The 15197-nt window shown below is 62.2% G+C and carries 13 protein-coding genes; 7 read left to right on the top strand and 6 right to left on the bottom strand.

The window, feature by feature from the left end:
* The first annotated feature begins 9 nt into the window (after positions 1-9).
* Positions 10-1443, top strand: coding sequence for a TolC family protein (locus J3474_RS10195; RefSeq protein ID WP_207094081.1), 1434 nt, complete (start codon positions 10-12; stop codon positions 1441-1443).
* 171 nt (positions 1444-1614) lie between these two features.
* On the opposite strand, the gene J3474_RS10190 is transcribed toward J3474_RS10195, so the two are convergent.
* Positions 1615-2232 carry a sterol desaturase family protein gene (locus J3474_RS10190; RefSeq protein WP_207094080.1) on the bottom strand — a complete coding sequence of 206 codons (618 nt, stop codon included), beginning with the start codon at positions 2230-2232 and terminating at the stop codon, positions 1615-1617.
* Positions 2233-2433: 201 nt separating this feature from the next.
* Here J3474_RS10190 and J3474_RS10185 point away from each other — a divergent pair, with 201 nt between their 5' ends.
* On the top strand, positions 2434-3195 hold the full coding sequence (locus J3474_RS10185; RefSeq protein WP_207094079.1) for an SDR family oxidoreductase: 762 nt from the start codon (positions 2434-2436) through the stop codon (positions 3193-3195).
* Here J3474_RS10185 and J3474_RS10180 read toward each other — a convergent pair.
* Positions 3176-4669, bottom strand: coding sequence for an LTA synthase family protein (locus J3474_RS10180; protein ID WP_207094078.1), 1494 nt, complete (start codon positions 4667-4669; stop codon positions 3176-3178). The genes J3474_RS10185 and J3474_RS10180 overlap by 20 nt on opposite strands.
* 358 nt (positions 4670-5027) lie before the next feature.
* Between J3474_RS10180 and J3474_RS10175 the strand changes: the two genes are divergently transcribed.
* From J3474_RS10175 to J3474_RS10165, 3 genes are all read left to right on the top strand, one after another.
* Positions 5028-6209 (top strand): capsule biosynthesis protein, encoded by a 1182-nt coding sequence (locus tag J3474_RS10175; protein WP_207094271.1) that lies wholly within the window; start codon positions 5028-5030, stop codon positions 6207-6209.
* Positions 6210-6448: 239 nt separating this feature from the next.
* Positions 6449-8482 carry an acyltransferase family protein gene (locus J3474_RS10170; protein WP_207094270.1) on the top strand — a complete coding sequence of 678 codons (2034 nt, stop codon included), beginning with the start codon at positions 6449-6451 and terminating at the stop codon, positions 8480-8482.
* A 211-nt stretch (positions 8483-8693) separates the two neighbouring features.
* Positions 8694-9869 carry a diguanylate cyclase gene (locus tag J3474_RS10165; protein ID WP_207094077.1) on the top strand — a complete coding sequence of 392 codons (1176 nt, stop codon included), beginning with the start codon at positions 8694-8696 and terminating at the stop codon, positions 9867-9869.
* Positions 9870-9916: 47 nt separating this feature from the next.
* Here the strand turns inward: J3474_RS10165 and J3474_RS10160 are convergent, their stop codons facing one another.
* Both J3474_RS10160 and J3474_RS10155 read right to left on the bottom strand, forming a co-directional pair.
* The gene (locus J3474_RS10160; RefSeq protein ID WP_207094076.1) at positions 9917-10468 is read right to left on the bottom strand and encodes a hypothetical protein; all 552 of its coding nucleotides are present in this window, start codon (positions 10466-10468) and stop codon (positions 9917-9919) included.
* A 433-nt stretch (positions 10469-10901) separates the two neighbouring features.
* The gene (locus tag J3474_RS10155) at positions 10902-11531 is read right to left on the bottom strand and encodes an outer membrane protein (RefSeq protein ID WP_207094075.1); all 630 of its coding nucleotides are present in this window, start codon (positions 11529-11531) and stop codon (positions 10902-10904) included.
* 159 nt (positions 11532-11690) lie between these two features.
* Between J3474_RS10155 and J3474_RS10150 the strand changes: the two genes are divergently transcribed.
* Entirely contained in the window at positions 11691-11993 is a 303-nt protein-coding gene (locus J3474_RS10150; RefSeq protein WP_207094074.1) for a hypothetical protein, read from the top strand.
* 3 nt (positions 11994-11996) lie between these two features.
* Here J3474_RS10150 and J3474_RS10145 read toward each other — a convergent pair whose 3' ends face one another.
* Together J3474_RS10145 and J3474_RS10140 are read right to left on the bottom strand one after the other, a co-directional pair.
* Positions 11997-13028 (bottom strand): nucleoside hydrolase, encoded by a 1032-nt coding sequence (locus J3474_RS10145; protein ID WP_242528326.1) that lies wholly within the window; start codon positions 13026-13028, stop codon positions 11997-11999.
* 141 nt (positions 13029-13169) lie between these two features.
* Positions 13170-14207: a phytanoyl-CoA dioxygenase family protein gene (locus tag J3474_RS10140; protein ID WP_207094073.1), complete on the bottom strand. Its 1038-nt coding sequence runs from the start codon at positions 14205-14207 to the stop codon at positions 13170-13172.
* Between the two features lie 183 nt (positions 14208-14390).
* Here J3474_RS10140 and J3474_RS10135 point away from each other — a divergent pair, with 183 nt between their 5' ends.
* Positions 14391-15161 (top strand): aspartyl/asparaginyl beta-hydroxylase domain-containing protein, encoded by a 771-nt coding sequence (locus J3474_RS10135; RefSeq protein WP_207094072.1) that lies wholly within the window; start codon positions 14391-14393, stop codon positions 15159-15161.
* The last annotated feature ends 36 nt before the right edge of the window (positions 15162-15197 follow it).

Below are 15197 nucleotides of genomic sequence, written 5' to 3'. Positions count from 1 at the left end.
ATCGGCATGATGGCGCTGGTGATCGCCGTCTCACCGTCGGCGGTATGGGCACAGCATGGCAAAGGGGAATTATCGGCGGCGAATTCCGGCGAGCCCCTGACGCTGCAGGATGTGCTTCGGTCATCGGCACGCTCGGCACCTGACATTATCGCGGCGCTTGCGCGCAATCGGCAAGCCGAAGCCAGGGCGCTGTCGGCGCAAGGGGCGTTCGACGCTGTCTTTGCTGTGGAGGCGCGCAGCCGATTGGCTGGCTACTACGACGGCACCGAATTTGCAGGCAAGGCCGAGCAGCCGCTCATGGACAACGGCGGGTATGTCTATGGACAGTACCGCGCGTCTCGCGGAGATTTCCCGGTATATGAGGATAAGGGATATACCAATCGACTGGGCGAGCTGAAAGTCGGGGCGCTCTATTCCCTGCTTCGCGATCGCCTGATCGATGCGCGCCGGTCGGAATTTCGACTGGCAGCAAACGATATCGACATCGCCAGGTTCGAAGCCAAAGCCGCCGGCATTGGGGTCCAGATGCGCGCGGCCGACGCCTATCAAAAATGGGTGGCGGCCGGGCTGAAGCTCAAGGCCTATCAGGCGTTGATGGTCCTTGCACAGAACCGAAGTGCGGGCATCGAACGCCAGGTCAAGCTGGGTGCCAAGCCCGCGATAATTCTCACTGAGAATGAGGCCAACTTGGTCAAGCGGCAGGCCTTCGTGGCAGAGGCCAGGCAGGACTTACGCGCAGCGGCAGTAAAGCTTTCCCTATATTATCGCGATGCGGATGGACTGCCGATCATCGTCGATGAAACGCGATTGCCACGCGATCTGACGGCACTGAACGGGATCCGGATCGACCCTGGTTTCAATCTGGAAGGCCGGCCCGACTTCGCAATCATACTGGAAGAAATCGACAAGGCTGCCGTCAAGATGGCCCTTGCCCGCAACGACATGAGACCGAGGCTGGATCTGAGCGGCGAGTTGGCCAAGGACTTCGGTCCGGAAGGCCTTGGCGGTTCCAGTCGGACGCCGCTTGAAATGATCGTAGGCGTGACCTTCAAGATCCCGCTGCAGAACCGCAAGGCCAAGGGCAAGTTGGCCGAGGCGCAGGCGAAGATCGATGAGCTAACCGTCAAGCAGCAGTTTCTGGCGGAAAAGATAAGAGCCGAAGTAGCTTCCATCGGTATCGAGGTCGAAACGGCGGGCCAGCTTGTCGATATCAGCGAAAAGGAACGAGCGCTGGCGCAAACTCTGGCAGACGCCGAACGACGCCGATTCGAACTTGGGTCAAGCGATTTCTTCCTCGTCAATCAGCGCGAAGAAAGCGCCACGAACGCGCAGGTAAAGCTTATCGAGGCGCACGCCCGGATCGCCGCCGCCAGGGCCGAACTGGCGGCAGCAACGGCAGATGAGGATGCACTTGGACTGACGTTCAACCCGGCATCTAAATGAAAGGCAAAAGCATGCCCACGCGTTAGCAATGCTGCAAGGCGCCGCAGCCGGGAGGATTCGCTAGTAAGTTACTGAATATGCAGCAGAATGTGATCAGGATTGTAGACTATGGCCGTCCACAGCATTGAATCTGCTTGGCGATAATTCGACCGACAGGGTCCAGAGCTACGCTTACTGCGCCTTCTTTATCTCGCGCACGCTGCTTCCGAACATGCGGTCCCAGAAGATCGCCGTGATCGCGTAGTTTCCTTCTTCGTTGACGTGGTGGTGACGCATATGGTGGCGCTTGATCGCCATGCCGATGCGGCCGCGCATGGGCCACTGGTGGCAGGCGTAGTGAACCACGTCGTATCCGACGTAGCCGACAATGAAGCCCAGGAAGAGCCAGGTGCCCGCCATGCCGAGCAGGGCCACGCAGGTTGCCCACACGGCAGCGCTGATGGGCAGGCTGACGAGCGGCGGCATCAGGTTGCGGAGCGGATCGTTTGGGGTGGTGTGGTGATTGCCGTGGACTGCAAAGACCAGCCATCTGATCGGCGCAGCATCGGAATCCCAGTGGAACAGGAAGCGGTGCATCGCATACTCGAACAGCGACCAGACCAGCAGGCCGAGCGCAAAGAGGAGCGCCCCGTAGGCTACGCCTGCCGTGCCCCAACCCATCCATGCAATGAAGGGGAGCGCGATGCTCCAGACCAGGACGAACCCGCGCGGCGAGATGAGAGTGAGCTTCTCGAGCTGCCGGTTCTCGAACAGCTGAACGCGCTGGGGACTGGTTCGAGGATCACGCATCAGACGACTTTCTCGACAGCAATGGGGCTGCGTTGTCAACACTATATGCTGCCATGCAGCATAATTCTTGATTAATCTGCAATGTAAAAAATGAGGCTGGCATAACTTGGAAAAGAACCCTTAAATTCCTGTGCTTGCCGAACAAGAGAGAGGGCCGTGGCTTTTCCCCCGCAAACTGCCGAAAGGGCGTCCGGTCGCCCAATGCGACGCATTCTTGTCACAGGTGCATCGGGTGGATTGGGGCGTGCGATTGCTGCCCACTATGCGCAGCCGGGTGCCGAGCTGCTCTTGTGGGGGCGCGACAAGGAACGGCTCGATGCGGTGGCGGCGGCTTGCCGCGCGGCGGGAGCGCAGGCGAGCATCCGTTCGCTGGACCTGAGCGCCGAAGACGCCGCCGTGGCCGCGCTGATGGCCGAGGACGCGGCAGGGGCGATCGACATCGCCATCTTCGCCTCGGGCCTTGGCGACATTCGGGCGGAAGGGGCCCTTGTGGAGGACCCCTCGCTTGTCATCCGACTGGGCAAGGTCAATTTCGTGGCGCCCGCTGCGATGGCCGCGGCGCTGGCCGATGCCATGGCGCGGCGCGGGAAAGGACGCATCGTCCTGATCGGATCGGCGGCAGCGTTCCACGCGCTGCCCTTTGCGGCGGCCTACGCCGGGACGAAGGCCGGTCTTGCCCGCTTCGCGGATGCCCTGCGCCTGGCGGTGCGCCCTTATGGCGTGGGCGTGACGCTGGTCTCGCCCGGCTTCATCGATACCGCATCGGGGCGCAAGGTGCCCGGGCCCAAGCCGATGATCCTGACGCCCGAGAAGGCCGCCGCGATCGTCGCTCGCGCGGCGGAGCGCAAGCAGGCGCATGTCGTCACGCCGGGTATCTTCGCCCTTCTGCGCTGGTTCGACCGCCTGCTCCCCGCATTCCTGCGTGACAGGCTGCTGTCCTCGCTCACGCCTCCTGGACGATAGCGGGGGCAGTCAGGGCCGCCAGCACGGTATGATGCAGTTCGGCCGGGGTCAGGTCGACCGGCTCTGCAGCGCCGCGCAGCAACTGGCCCTGCGCGTCCATGCGGACGATCACGTAAGGGGTGTGCCGCGCGCTGCCCGGGGCTGTGACCCCGGGAATGCTGGGGCGGTGATCGCCGAAGAAGACGAGCGTGGCGGGCCGGCCCAGCACTGCCAGGTCGTGCAGCAAACGCTGCAGCATGGCATCGCTGTTGCGCACGAGACGCAAGTAGCTTTCGGTCAGCGCATCCGGGCCGGTCGCCTGCTCGGGCGCCCAGGGGCCGTGGTTCTCGATGGTGACCGCGTAGAGCAGGGTGGGCGCCGCGAGGTCACGGGCAAGATCTGCAATAACGTCCGCCATCGCGGCGTCGGTAACGTAGCGACCTTCGTGCGCACGTGGCGGTGCGAAGCGATCCTGGCCGACCAGCTCGGAAAAGCCCCCCGCGGGCATGATCCGGTCGCGCCCGTAGAAGCGCATGTCGTGCGGGTGCAGGAACAGGCTTTGCCAACCCGCGGTCTTCAGCCTGTTGGGCAGCGCGTAGCTGTGTTCGCCCAGCGCCGTGAGGAAGGGATCGTAGCGCCTGAAGCCGAGATCCGCTTCGTCGCGGCCGAACAGCACGCCATATTCGGTGCGCATCGTATAGGCGCCAAAGCCGCTTACGTGCAGGCGCCCCGATTGCCAGGCTATGGCGCGTGCCGCATCGAGAGCGGGCAGGGCGAGTTCCGGATCGCCGAAGAGTTCGGCGGGATCGGCGAAGGATTCGCACTGGACGATGACCGCCACTTCCGCCTCGTGCGGTTTGCGCAGGGCAGCGCCGGGCGCGTCCCCATGTGGATGCGGATGCGGCAGTGGATCGCTGCTTTCGCGCCAGCGCAGCCAATAGAGCAGCAGCGCCGGCAGCAACCCGAAGCGCTGCACGTCGAGGTGAGCATCGGGATGCGGCGTGAGCGCGCAAGGCGTCTTGATCCGCAGGAACAGAGCCAGGGCGGCAAGACTGCCAAGCGCAATGCCCAGTCCTGACAGGTGGATCCACGGATCGGGCACGAACAGCAGCGCAAGGACGGCAAGCAGGACCATCCCGCCAAGGCTCGCCAGGACCCGCTGCCACAGGCTGACGGCCGAGAGATAGAACTGCGGATGGCGAAAGATCGCACCGATCAGGGCGAGGTCGGAGAACAGCAGCGGTTCGCCCAGCATGGCGTTCTTGGCGTTGGAGGCGACTGCCAGCAAGGCCACGATGGCCAGCGCCATGGCCACGGAGACAGCGGCATTCCCGCATAGCGCGAGGAACAGGCCGAACAGGGCCAACGCCATGAGCGATTGCAGGACGAGGCCGGGCAGGCAGCGCAGGGGAATGCCCCCCGCACTTGCCGGACGGGGGCGGACTGCAGCGTCAAGGAGGAGGGAGCCGGCCAGCAGCACGGCAACAGTCAGCATGCGATCTACCTGGCACCGTGCCGGAATGCAGGTCGGGTCATTTCCATCTCGGCTCCACTGCAGGGAGCGGCCTCATAGCGCGGGGTCTTGTTCGTGTCATTATTAGGCGTCGATACAATCGATGACTTTGAATCGAAAGGTTGTCGATCAAGACATGGCAGACTAACGGATGGATCAACTCATTGGGCAATATGCTTAGGTAGATGCAAGGCCAGACGATCAGATCTCCTGAAAAATCAAGGGCGGAGTGCGGATTTTGAAACTGGAGGCGGTGACTCGGGCGCAAGGCGATTCCGGCGTCGTCTTTGTGACCGGCAAGGGATCGCGCCGTCGCAACGTCCTGCTCCTGCAGGGACTGATGGGACCGCTTTTCCGCCGCCTCGGCCAAGGGCTGATCGCTGCTGGGCACGGGGTGTACAAGGTCAACTTCAACGGCGGCGACCGCCTGTTCTGGCGCCTGCCCGGCGGGATCGACTATCGCGGATCGCTGGAGGACTGGCCGGCCGAGTTCGAGCGCCTGCTCGGCGAACTGGCGATCACCGACGTCATGCTTTTCGGCGATTGCCGCGACCATCACATGGGCGCCACGCGCGCCTGCCGCGAACTGGGCATCCCGGTTCACGTCTTCGAGGAAGGCTATGTCCGCCCCGACTGGGTGACGCTGGAGCTGGGCGGGGTCAACGGCCACTCCAGCCTGCCGCGCGACCCGGCCTGGTACCGCGAGACCGCGGCAAAGCTGCCTCCCGTTCCCCCGCATGCGCAAGTGCCGTCCTCGTTTCGCCGCCGTGCGACCGAGGGCCTGCTCTATAACGCCGCGGACGTCTTCACGCGCTGGCATTACCCGCACTGGAACAACCATCGCCCCTGGCATCCCGCGGTCGAAGGCATGGGCTGGTGGCGCAAGCTGCGCCGCCGCAAGGAGCGCGAGGCGCAGGCCGCCGCTCTGCTGGAGCGGATGAAGACCTCCGCCGATCCCTATTTCCTGTTCCCGCTGCAGCTCGATTCCGATGCGCAGATCCGCCTGCATTCACCCTTTGCGGGCATCGCCGATGCCCTCAAGCTGGTGCTGGGATCCTTCGCTGCCCATGCGCCGGCCGGCACGCGTCTCGTCGTCAAGGAGCACCCGCTCGACAATGGCGTGCGCAACTGGGAGCAGGAAACCGCCGACATGGCCGCCCGCTTCGGCATTGCCGACCGGGTCGACTACCTGGGCTGGGGCGATATCGTCCCGGTTGCCCGCGATGCGCGAGGGATGGTCACGATCAACAGCACCAGCGGCACGCTGGGGCTGGCGATGGGCGTGCCGGTAGTGGCGCTGGGTCATGCCGTCTACGACATCCCCGAGATTACGTACCAAGGTGGCCTCGACTCATTCTGGCGGGACCCCGTCGCACCCGATGCCGAGACCTTCGAGGCCTTCCGCCGGGTATTGATCGAGCGCTGCCTGATCCCCGGCGGGTTCTTTTCCGAAGAAGCTCTGGAGAAAGTGGTGCGCCACGCCATCGCCCGGATCGAGGGGCGGCCGCTCCTGCCCGAGTGAGGCCAGGCGGCGCGTAGCGAACGACCAAGTCGGCTGCAAGAAGTCGCATCACGGTAATTCGGTCTGGAAGCAGGCATCTTCCATTGGGACCCGGCGTTCAAATTCCGGGGCAGCGAATTCTCGACGCCCCCGTTTGTCGCAAGCCTTTTCGAGTTAATGAATTTGGCCAGTTGCTGGGAAGACCGCAAGCAAGCGATACCGTAGCCTTCGCAGGCGCCGGATTCTCGAGGTTGAATTTCATGCGAGTATCGTCGAAGACCAGTTCTGCATCTTCGAAGACATCATATCGCCCGGACATCGACGGATTGAGAGCCATTGCGGTGACCTCCATTGTCCTCAACCACGCATTTCCAGATATATTTACCGGTGGGTTCATCGGGGTCGATGTCTTCTATGTGATATCGGGGTATCTGATCACTGGCATTCTGCTCGCAGGCTTGAACGCTAATAAGTTCAGTCTTGCGGAATTCTATGTTCGCCGCATTCGCCGCATCCTGCCGGCTCTTCTTGTTGTACTGTCCATAACTTCGATTCTGGTACTTTTCTTGTTCACCCCAAGAGAGTTGGCGGATTACGGGAAAAGTTTGATCGCGACCGCGGCCTTCTCGTCCAACATATATTTCTGGACGACGACCGGGTACTTCACTCCCGAAGCGCATTTGATCCCACTCTTGCACACCTGGTCGCTTGCTATCGAAGAGCAATATTATGTCTTCTTTCCTATCCTGCTCTGGCTGGCGTGGAAACTTGGGAAAGTTAATCTGTTCCTTGTTGCAGGGTGCGCTTTTTCGCTTTGCCTGAGCGTGACGCTGACCAATGGCCATGCCCTGGCTGCCTTCTATCTGCCGCCGACCCGAGCGTGGGAGCTACTGCTCGGCGCGATTGTCGCGGCACGGATTTTGCCGGCGATTGAACATCGACATATCGCGAAGATCGCGATGCTTGCAGGCGCACTGCTTCTTGCCCTGGGCTTCATCATCATCAATGAGCAAAGCCCGTTTCCCGGTTCGCTTGCCTTGCTTCCTTGTCTGGGAACTGCGCTCATCATTTATGCAGGTATCTCGGATCGCTCCAGTCCGGTGAGCGTGGCCCTTTCCTGGCGCCCCGTGGTCATGATCGGGTGGATATCCTATTCGCTCTATCTCTGGCATTGGCCGGTCATTTCGTTACTTTATCGGCGCTTCGATGGTCTTTCCACGACCATGGCATTGCAAGCCATCGCCTTGTCGGTTGCCTTGGCCTTCCTGTCCTGGTGGTTCGTGGAGCGGCGGTTTCATACGCCTCCAGCGCAATTGGCTTCTGTCGACAAGCCGCAGGGCCGACGGCCATTGACAACGATAGGCTTCGGAACGGCTGCGCTTGCTATAGTGGCCGTGGCGGGGACCGGCCTCATGCAGCTGGAATCTCCCACCGTAGTGCGGGAGCTATATCCCGCCGAGATTGCCCAACTTAACGAAGCGGTCGTTCACGTTTCCTCGCCCAAAAAATGCCGCGAACCGGAGCGAACCCTCAACGACCCCGAATGCCGGATCGGAAATGCGCAAATGCCGGCGACTATTGCCTTGTGGGGCGATTCCTACGCCGATGCCCTGAAGCCCGGATTCGCCGAAGTTCTGCACGATCACTCTGCCTACGGCTTCATCCTGCATTCCTGCCCACCGATTCTAGGGGCGGTTCGGGTCGATGACCGTCGTGAGTATCGGAATTTTGGAGCTAAATGTATCCGGGCGAATCAAAGCACAGTGAAGGCTCTGGAGGATCATCCCGAGATTACTGAAGTGGTCATCTTTGGCCAATTCCTGAACGCCTTCGACATACCGGACAGGCCGGTCTTTCTGGTTCCGGACCACTACAATCCCGCGTTTGCCGATAAAAGAATGGACCAGATAACGGATCGAATAATCGACACTGTCGAAATTCTGAAAGGGATGGGCAAGAAAGTAATCTTGATCGGAACCTTTTACGCTACCCAGGCCCAAGGTGCCGAAGATCTTCTGGCTCGGCGTATGTGGTCATCCAGAATTGATGGCAGGATGAGCGCCGCAATCTACGATCGATATTCCAAACCGATGAACGATCGTTTGCGCAAGATTGCCGATGACAGGATTATTTTCATCGATCCAAAGCCCGTTTTCTGCCGCACAAACGATGTATGCGACTTTCTTCCCGGTGGTAAGCCGCTCCTGATCGATGACGGCCATTTAACTGCCGAGGGTGCAAGAAGGTTGGCCTCCATGATTGCCCAGGCGCTGGAGGCTAAGAGCACAATTTGATTCTTGCACGACATCGTTTTGCGGCGTGGCTGACCGGCCCGATTGTGCCCGTGGCGATCCTCAGCAAACCGAAGCAGCAGGTTTGTGCTCGGCATCGTAGGCCTTGGTTTTCCGCCAATCGATCTTCGACGGCCCCGTTCGCTTCCGAGTAGGTCATTAACAGGAAATTTGCGGATTGGCGGATAGAGGCGGGGAAACCGCGGTGCCTGCCATGTGGATCGATCTCTCTACCCTCTATTTTCTTGCCATCGGAACCTTGCTGCTCAGTGCGGGCATGTTGTTCTGGGAAGGCCAATCGCGGCCGAAGCATCTCAGGGCAATCACTTGCCTCGCCGCCGGCTTTGGGACCCTTGCGGTGGGTTGTGCCTTGGCCTTGGCGCGAGGCCATCTGCCTGGTGCCTTGGGCGCGATCGTGGCCAACATGGTCATGATGGCGGGCTATCTCCTCGTGTTCGAGGGCACTGCAGCCCTTGGCGGTCACAGGCGGCGCGCGATTTCGCTGACTATCCTTATCGCTGTCGGGCTAATGTGGACCCTGTCAGGCGCTCGCGGGCAACACGCCGTATGGAACTATGTCAGTGCCTTGCCCATTGCATTGGTCAGCGGCCTGACGATGTGGGAAATGTGCTGTAACGACAGCTTCAGGGCTTTGCGAGCGCGGCGCGTGGTCATCGCCTTCACGGCGCTCCATACCCTCTTCTATGCTGGCAGGGCATTCGTGTTGCCGGTGCTTGCGCCGATCTTCGGGGCCCCGCTGCTCACCGCAGCAAGCACTGTCACGATGTACGAAGGCGTGCTCTATTCCGTCGGACTGCCCATGGCGCTCATGGCCTTGTTCCGTGAGGAAGCCCACGAGCAGGTCTTGACGGCTTCGCGCACCGATTATCTGACGAACCTGGGCAACCGGCGCTGGTTCTTCGAGGATGGAGAGCGGTTTCTGCACACGTGGGGGGGGGATGGCAGGGTATTTCTGCTTGCGTTCGACCTCGATCACTTCAAGTCGATCAATGACCGCTTCGGACATGCCATGGGCGACGAAGTGCTCAAGCTCTTCGCGCGATTCGCGCGGCGTGCGGTCGGCCATAGCGCCATCCTTGCCCGCATAGGCGGCGAGGAATTCGCTGCGTTGTTGCCCTGCAGGTCCAGCACCGAGGCGATGGCCCTTGCCCAAGGTGTGGTCAGCCGGTTTGCGGAAGCCGTGGCGGATCCCGATGCAGGTCTCGGTGTGCGTGCCACCGTCAGCATTGGTTTGGCAGAACTGGGCGTCGACGGGACAGAGCTGCCAATTCTGCTGTCGGCTGCCGACTCTGCGCTTTATCAGGCCAAGGCGAGTGGCCGTAACCGTATCGTGCTGGCAAAGGCGCAGCCCTTCGCAGTTGCCAACTGAGAATACGCGGCGCTCGCGTGGTAACCGGCCCGCCTTGGGCGGCGCTGTCAGTGCGTCCAGTCGAGCGTCAGGGATTGGAAATGCCAGCGAAGCAGTGCCGGGGTGGCGCCGTCTACGTCGTTCACCCGCCGCAGCACCGCTTCGCCTTCGAGCCGGACGGGGCGACCATTCTTGTCGGTCCCGGTGACGGTCAGGGGAGCGGTGTAGAAGCTCGATCCTGCGGCGCCCTCCATTTGCCCATTGGGTGCGGCGATTGTGATGTTGTCCAGATCCGCGAAAATGGCTGCGAACTCGGCTTCGCTCCACTTCTTCCGGTCCGGCGGACTGAGCATGGACCGGGCTTGGCCATATCGACCGAGCTCTACAGCGCGAACAAAATCGAGAAGAACGTCGCGCGCCCCTCTTTCACCGCGCTCGGCTTCAGGGTTAAGTGCCGGTCCGGCAGGCGGGGATGGCTTCTCGCTGCGATCGGTGGCCCGGCTCGTTGTTTCGCGATCTGGCTCCGCGGTCGATTGCGGAGAGGGCAGATCGCTGCTCGCGTGCCCTGAGCGATCTGGCACGTCTTGGTTCTGCCCGCAGGCCACAAGCGCGAGCGCCATGGCCGTCGCCGCAATATTCCTGAATCCAGGCATGGTTACCTGAACGGATAGAGGAGCCCCGCGGTTCCCTCAGCGTGTCGGCAAAGTCTCCGCGTGATGTTGATGGCCTGCCTATGTTTGCCACGCAGAATATGTGGAACTGCAACCAGTCCCAACGAAATGGTCAGACCCACCTCTGCTGCAGCCCCCCGCGCCTCGATGCAGGAGCAGTCATCGTCCATGGCGATGGACGCTTCGAGGGAGCATCCGATCCACGCGCAGATGGCTGCGCCGCACCGGTCTGAACCGATCTGAGGCCGGGCCCGCCGTGTTCACAGCGGGTGGAACGCCACTAACCTGCACCGGAACTCACCCCGTCCGGCATGGCCGATAAAGCAGATGGCGACGCGAGCCTGTGCCCGCGCCGCCATCGCTGGAGTAGCCCTGTGGCGGTTTACTTGAAGCGCACGCCGATACCGCCCATCACGCGGTGGCGGGCCGAGTGGCCATGGTAGTCCGAGAAGACGTACTGGACGTTGGCGTAGATCGGGGTCGAGCCCTTGACGAAATCGTACTCGACACCGCCGCCGACCTGGTAGCCGTCTGCGCGGTAGTGGTCGTAGACGAGCTGGTTGCCGTCGGCATCGTCGATGCGGCGGCGCTGTTCGCCGTTGACGTAACCGGCCTTGCCGAAGATCAGCAGGTCAGGCGTGGCGAGATAGCCGGCGCGCACTGCGGCGCCCCATTCCTCGAAAGCCTTGTGGCAGATGCTGTTGGTGTCGGGCAGGTCGGTGCAGTTCTCGGCCCAGTTATTGGCGCGCCAGTAGCTGCCCTCGGCACCGATCACGAAACGCTCGCCCATGGTGCCGTCGAAGCCGACCGTGGCGCCGTAGCCGAAATTGGTGTCATGGTTGCCTTCGGACTGGAACCGGTCGCCACCGACGTTGCCCTCAACGCGAATGCCGCGGAAGGTTGTGCCGCCGCCGGTTACTGCCGAGTCCGCGTCGCCCGACTGCGCAAGGGCTGGCTGGGCCAGGACCATCACGGCAGCAGCAGCGAGCGTGGAAGTGAATGTCTTGATCATGTAGTTTTCCCTGATGTCATTTCTGTCATAAACACCGGGCAAAACAGGCAAGCGCATTGAAAGTTCCCGATAAACTGATGAGATTCTCGACATTTATGCTTAACTGAAATTAACCGGCATCGCGAAACCCGCCTCGATCCGACAGATTGCGGAGATCGAATGAACCTCATCGAACATGCCTTCTGGGCCCTGGCGATCCAGGCCGTGGTCGGCCTTTTTACGCGCAACTGGTGGGCCGGCGCGGCTCTCGCCTGCGGCTATTTCCTCGGCCGCGAAATGGCCCAGGCCGAGTATCGCTGGATCGAGCAGTTCGGCCACGGCCTGCGCGCCAACATGCCCTGGTGGGGCGCCTTCGATGGCCGCGTCTGGCCCAAGGCAGACCAGTTCGCCGACTGGATCGGGCCGATCCTCTCGACCTGTTCGCTGGCGTTGGTGATGGGGCGAAGGCGGAAGAGCGACTGATGCCTAGACGGTGGGTCCCATGGCTTTGAACTTGGCCACCATGTCCCGGATCGTGAGAGCGGAATCGACGGTTCTGTAGACCCGCATCGGCCTTCCGCCCGGGTTCTCCTCATAGTGACCGTCTACAGCGAGGCGCGGGGTGGGCTTGAGGATATAACGGCTCGATGCCGGATCGGGCTGGATAGGGGTCATCAACGCGGTCAGCGTCACCAGCGGGCTGTCACCCAGCACATATACCTCGCTGGAAGGGGGCGTGGGGAAGCCCGGAATCTTCGCCAGCGCATCCGCCATGTTATCGAGCTCCCGCTTGAGATGGCCGACCAGTGGGCTGACAGCGGCCAGTTCGTTCAGCTCTGCGAGAGAGAACAGCACCTGGCGATAGACGTCGCGGGGCACTTGCCAGATCTCGATGTCGGATTCGTTGAAGACGATCCGGGCGGCCAGGGCGTCCACAGAGAAATTGAATTCCGCTTCGTCGGGTCCGGGGGGCGGATAGGCAAAACCGGGATGTTCGCGCCCGCCGATCCAGACGAGTTTGAGGCGCCGGCCGATCTTCGGTTCGGCGAGCCAGGCAAGGGCGAGTTCGGTCAGGCTGGCCCCTGCAGCGTAGAACAACGGTTCGTCAGCGTCCTCGCGCATCGCCTCACGCACTATGGCAGCGCTCGCCGGGCTGGGCTTCCAGTCGGAGCGCGATGCAATTGGCAGCTCTGCCCCGACGAGGATCGGCGGCCGCTGGGCAAGGTTCATCACCTCCATCAGTTCCTGCGCCTTGGCCGCACCGGCTGTGGCTGAAGCCGGGCCGCCAAATTTCACGGGCAAATGCGAGGAGACGACCAGCGGGATCGTGGCCGAAGGACTGAGCAAATGATGTGCCAGCTGAAACAGGCCGTCCGGATCGCCGGCAAAGTCGTTGTCGATGATGACACGGGCAATGGCACGCTTTCCGGCAGCAGTTGCAAGCCCGCCGCTTGCCACCGCAGCCAAGAACGCGCCGGTCGATCCGATGAAGACCCTGCGGTTCAGGTGCATTGCCATGGTTTTCCTTTTCCCTGCTTTCAGTGACGGTGTGAATAGACGTCAGGAATTTGCAGGGGAAATAAGGAAATTACCGTTTCCCATAGCTTTGGCCTATGTCGGAGACGACCAACAAGGCATGTCGAGACCCTAGTCCTGCGCTCATGCCCCCGCATCAGTCGGACGGCGATGACCGGCGGGTTTCCAGGGCTGGCCGATGCGGGCTTCGAAGCGGTCCCGGAAGGACCATAGCCAGCCAATGCGCCGTTCCGCGATGCCGGGCAGGCTGAGCAGGTCGCCGCCGAGCCAGGGCAGGAAGGGATTGCGGCGGGCGTAGGACCAGATCTCCACGCGTTCGCCGCTGCTTTCCGCTTTCCCGCGGGCGTGGAAGCCGCCGGTATCGGCCACTACCAGCGTATTGGCGGGCAGGGCGAGCGGTTCGGCCTGACCCAGGCCCATGTCTTCGAGGTCCTGAGGCGTCACACGCGGCGAGCCGCGCGCCGAAAGTCGGTCGATCGCCTTGGCGTCGCGCAGGCTGCGTCGCTTTTCCCAGGCAAGCCGGGCCTCGTCGAAGCGGTGTGAGCCGCGCACGTAAGTGAAGGGGCCTTCCTCGACCGAAACGGGATTGAGGAACAGCCACGCCTTCATCGATGCGTGGAAGCTGTCCGCGTGGACGGACTCCTGCGGATCGGGTTCGTTGCCGCCGCAATGGCTGACGATCGTCTGGATGTAGTGCAGCGGTGTCGTGCGGAAACCGGCCACGTAGTGGAAGAGCGCAAGCAGATCCTTGCGCGCCAGCAAGGCCCGCAAGGCCGGAATGGCTGAAAGCATCTGCGGGTCGATCGCCATGCGGCGGGTGATCGCATCGCCCTGGCGCATCTCGCGCGCGGGGCCTTCATAAGCGAGAAGGGCCGCGCGCAGGGCAGGGAATTCGGCAGGCGGGACGACATCGTGCACGACGACGAAACCGTCGCGCTCAAACGCCTCGCGCCAGTCGGGACGCAGCCTTCCGGCAAGGCGGCGGCGGCGCCAGCGGCACAGCGCATCGGCAAGGCGCACCCGGGAGCGGTGCAGGCCCCAGCGGTTCAGCCGGTTCGAACCGATCAGCGGATTGTCGAGGAAGCTCTTGGCGGACGTCAGCAACTGCAGCGCCCATACAGGGGAGAGCAGGATCGTCTTTGCCTTGGCCCGGACCGTCATGCCCGGTCCATCTCATTGCTGCGCATCGCTCCCCCTTGCCGCCAAGCGAGGGGTGATGGCAAGCCCATCCGGACAGTCCTGCGTCCCGATCGCTCTGGACAAGGCGATTGCGGTCATGGAAAATTCCGCGCGGACGGGTATAGGCCCACTATTGAAACATGATCATCAAAATGGAGCCGGTTCTTGAACTGGAACGAAACACTCAAGTCACGCGGGTGGAAAGTCCCCTTCATCAACAAGTCACTGTTCCAGATCGGCAAAGAACTGCGCCCCAAGATCGACGGTGTGATCATGCGCGATTCCCGGATCCCCGACAGTGCAGTTCAGGACAAGAGCTTCTTTGCCTGGATTCCGCGGCTTGAGGCGCGCTGGCAGGACATTCGCGACGAGGCATTGCGGATCCGCGCAGAGGATATTCCCTCCCTTGGCGACATCTCGTTCGATCACGGCCGCATTGCCGCCGACAAGCGCTGGCGCGCGTTCTTCCTCAAGGGCTATGGCTACCGCATGGAGGCCAATGCGGCCCGTGCGCCGGTCACCGCGGCCTTGCTTGACAAGGTGCCCGGCCTCGTCACGGCGAACTTCTCGGTGCTGGAGGCGGGAGGCCACATTCCCCGGCACTGGGGCATGACCAAGGGCATGCTGACCTACCATCTCACGCTGCGCGCCCCGCGGGAATGGGACAAGTGCCGCATGCACCTGGAGGAAGGCGAAGCCGTCCATGTCCTCAACTGGCAGGACGGGCAGTCCTTCCTGTTCGACGACATGTTCAACCACGAAGTCTGGAACGAGACCGGGGAAGACCGCTATGTCCTGCTCATCCAGATCAAGCGGCCCTGTCGCTGGCGCGGCAACCTGATACAGAACCTTTTCCTGTTCGGCGTGCGTCATTCCCGCTTCGTGCAGGACATCCGCAAGGCGATCGAGAAGGCCGGCGGGCGCGTCGCGGGTTGAGGCGTGCTGCCTGGCCCGGTCCGCTGTTAGCCGCGT

The sequence above is a fragment of the Novosphingobium sp. PY1 genome (assembly GCF_017312445.1).
GTDB lineage: Bacteria > Pseudomonadota > Alphaproteobacteria > Sphingomonadales > Sphingomonadaceae > Novosphingobium.
The sequence above is the reverse complement of the archived record's forward strand: the minus strand, read 5'-3'. Positions and strand labels throughout refer to the sequence as shown.

Coding starts and splice junctions, on each gene's coding strand:
- J3474_RS10145 (WP_242528326.1), bottom strand. CDS start 13,028: ATGGCAATGCACCTGAACCGCAGGGTCTTCATCGGATCGACCGGCGCG.
- J3474_RS10150 (WP_207094074.1), top strand. CDS start 11,691: ATGAACCTCATCGAACATGCCTTCTGGGCCCTGGCGATCCAGGCCGTG.
- J3474_RS10140 (WP_207094073.1), bottom strand. CDS start 14,207: ATGACGGTCCGGGCCAAGGCAAAGACGATCCTGCTCTCCCCTGTATGG.
- J3474_RS10165 (WP_207094077.1), top strand. CDS start 8,694: ATGTGGATCGATCTCTCTACCCTCTATTTTCTTGCCATCGGAACCTTG.
- J3474_RS10175 (WP_207094271.1), top strand. CDS start 5,028: ATGGGACCGCTTTTCCGCCGCCTCGGCCAAGGGCTGATCGCTGCTGGG.
- J3474_RS10190 (WP_207094080.1), bottom strand. CDS start 2,232: ATGCGTGATCCTCGAACCAGTCCCCAGCGCGTTCAGCTGTTCGAGAAC.
- J3474_RS10160 (WP_207094076.1), bottom strand. CDS start 10,468: ATGGCGCTCGCGCTTGTGGCCTGCGGGCAGAACCAAGACGTGCCAGAT.
- J3474_RS10195 (WP_207094081.1), top strand. CDS start 10: ATGGCGCTGGTGATCGCCGTCTCACCGTCGGCGGTATGGGCACAGCAT.
- J3474_RS10170 (WP_207094270.1), top strand. CDS start 6,449: ATGCGAGTATCGTCGAAGACCAGTTCTGCATCTTCGAAGACATCATAT.
- J3474_RS10180 (WP_207094078.1), bottom strand. CDS start 4,669: ATGCTGACTGTTGCCGTGCTGCTGGCCGGCTCCCTCCTCCTTGACGCT.
- J3474_RS10155 (WP_207094075.1), bottom strand. CDS start 11,531: ATGATCAAGACATTCACTTCCACGCTCGCTGCTGCTGCCGTGATGGTC.
- J3474_RS10185 (WP_207094079.1), top strand. CDS start 2,434: ATGCGACGCATTCTTGTCACAGGTGCATCGGGTGGATTGGGGCGTGCG.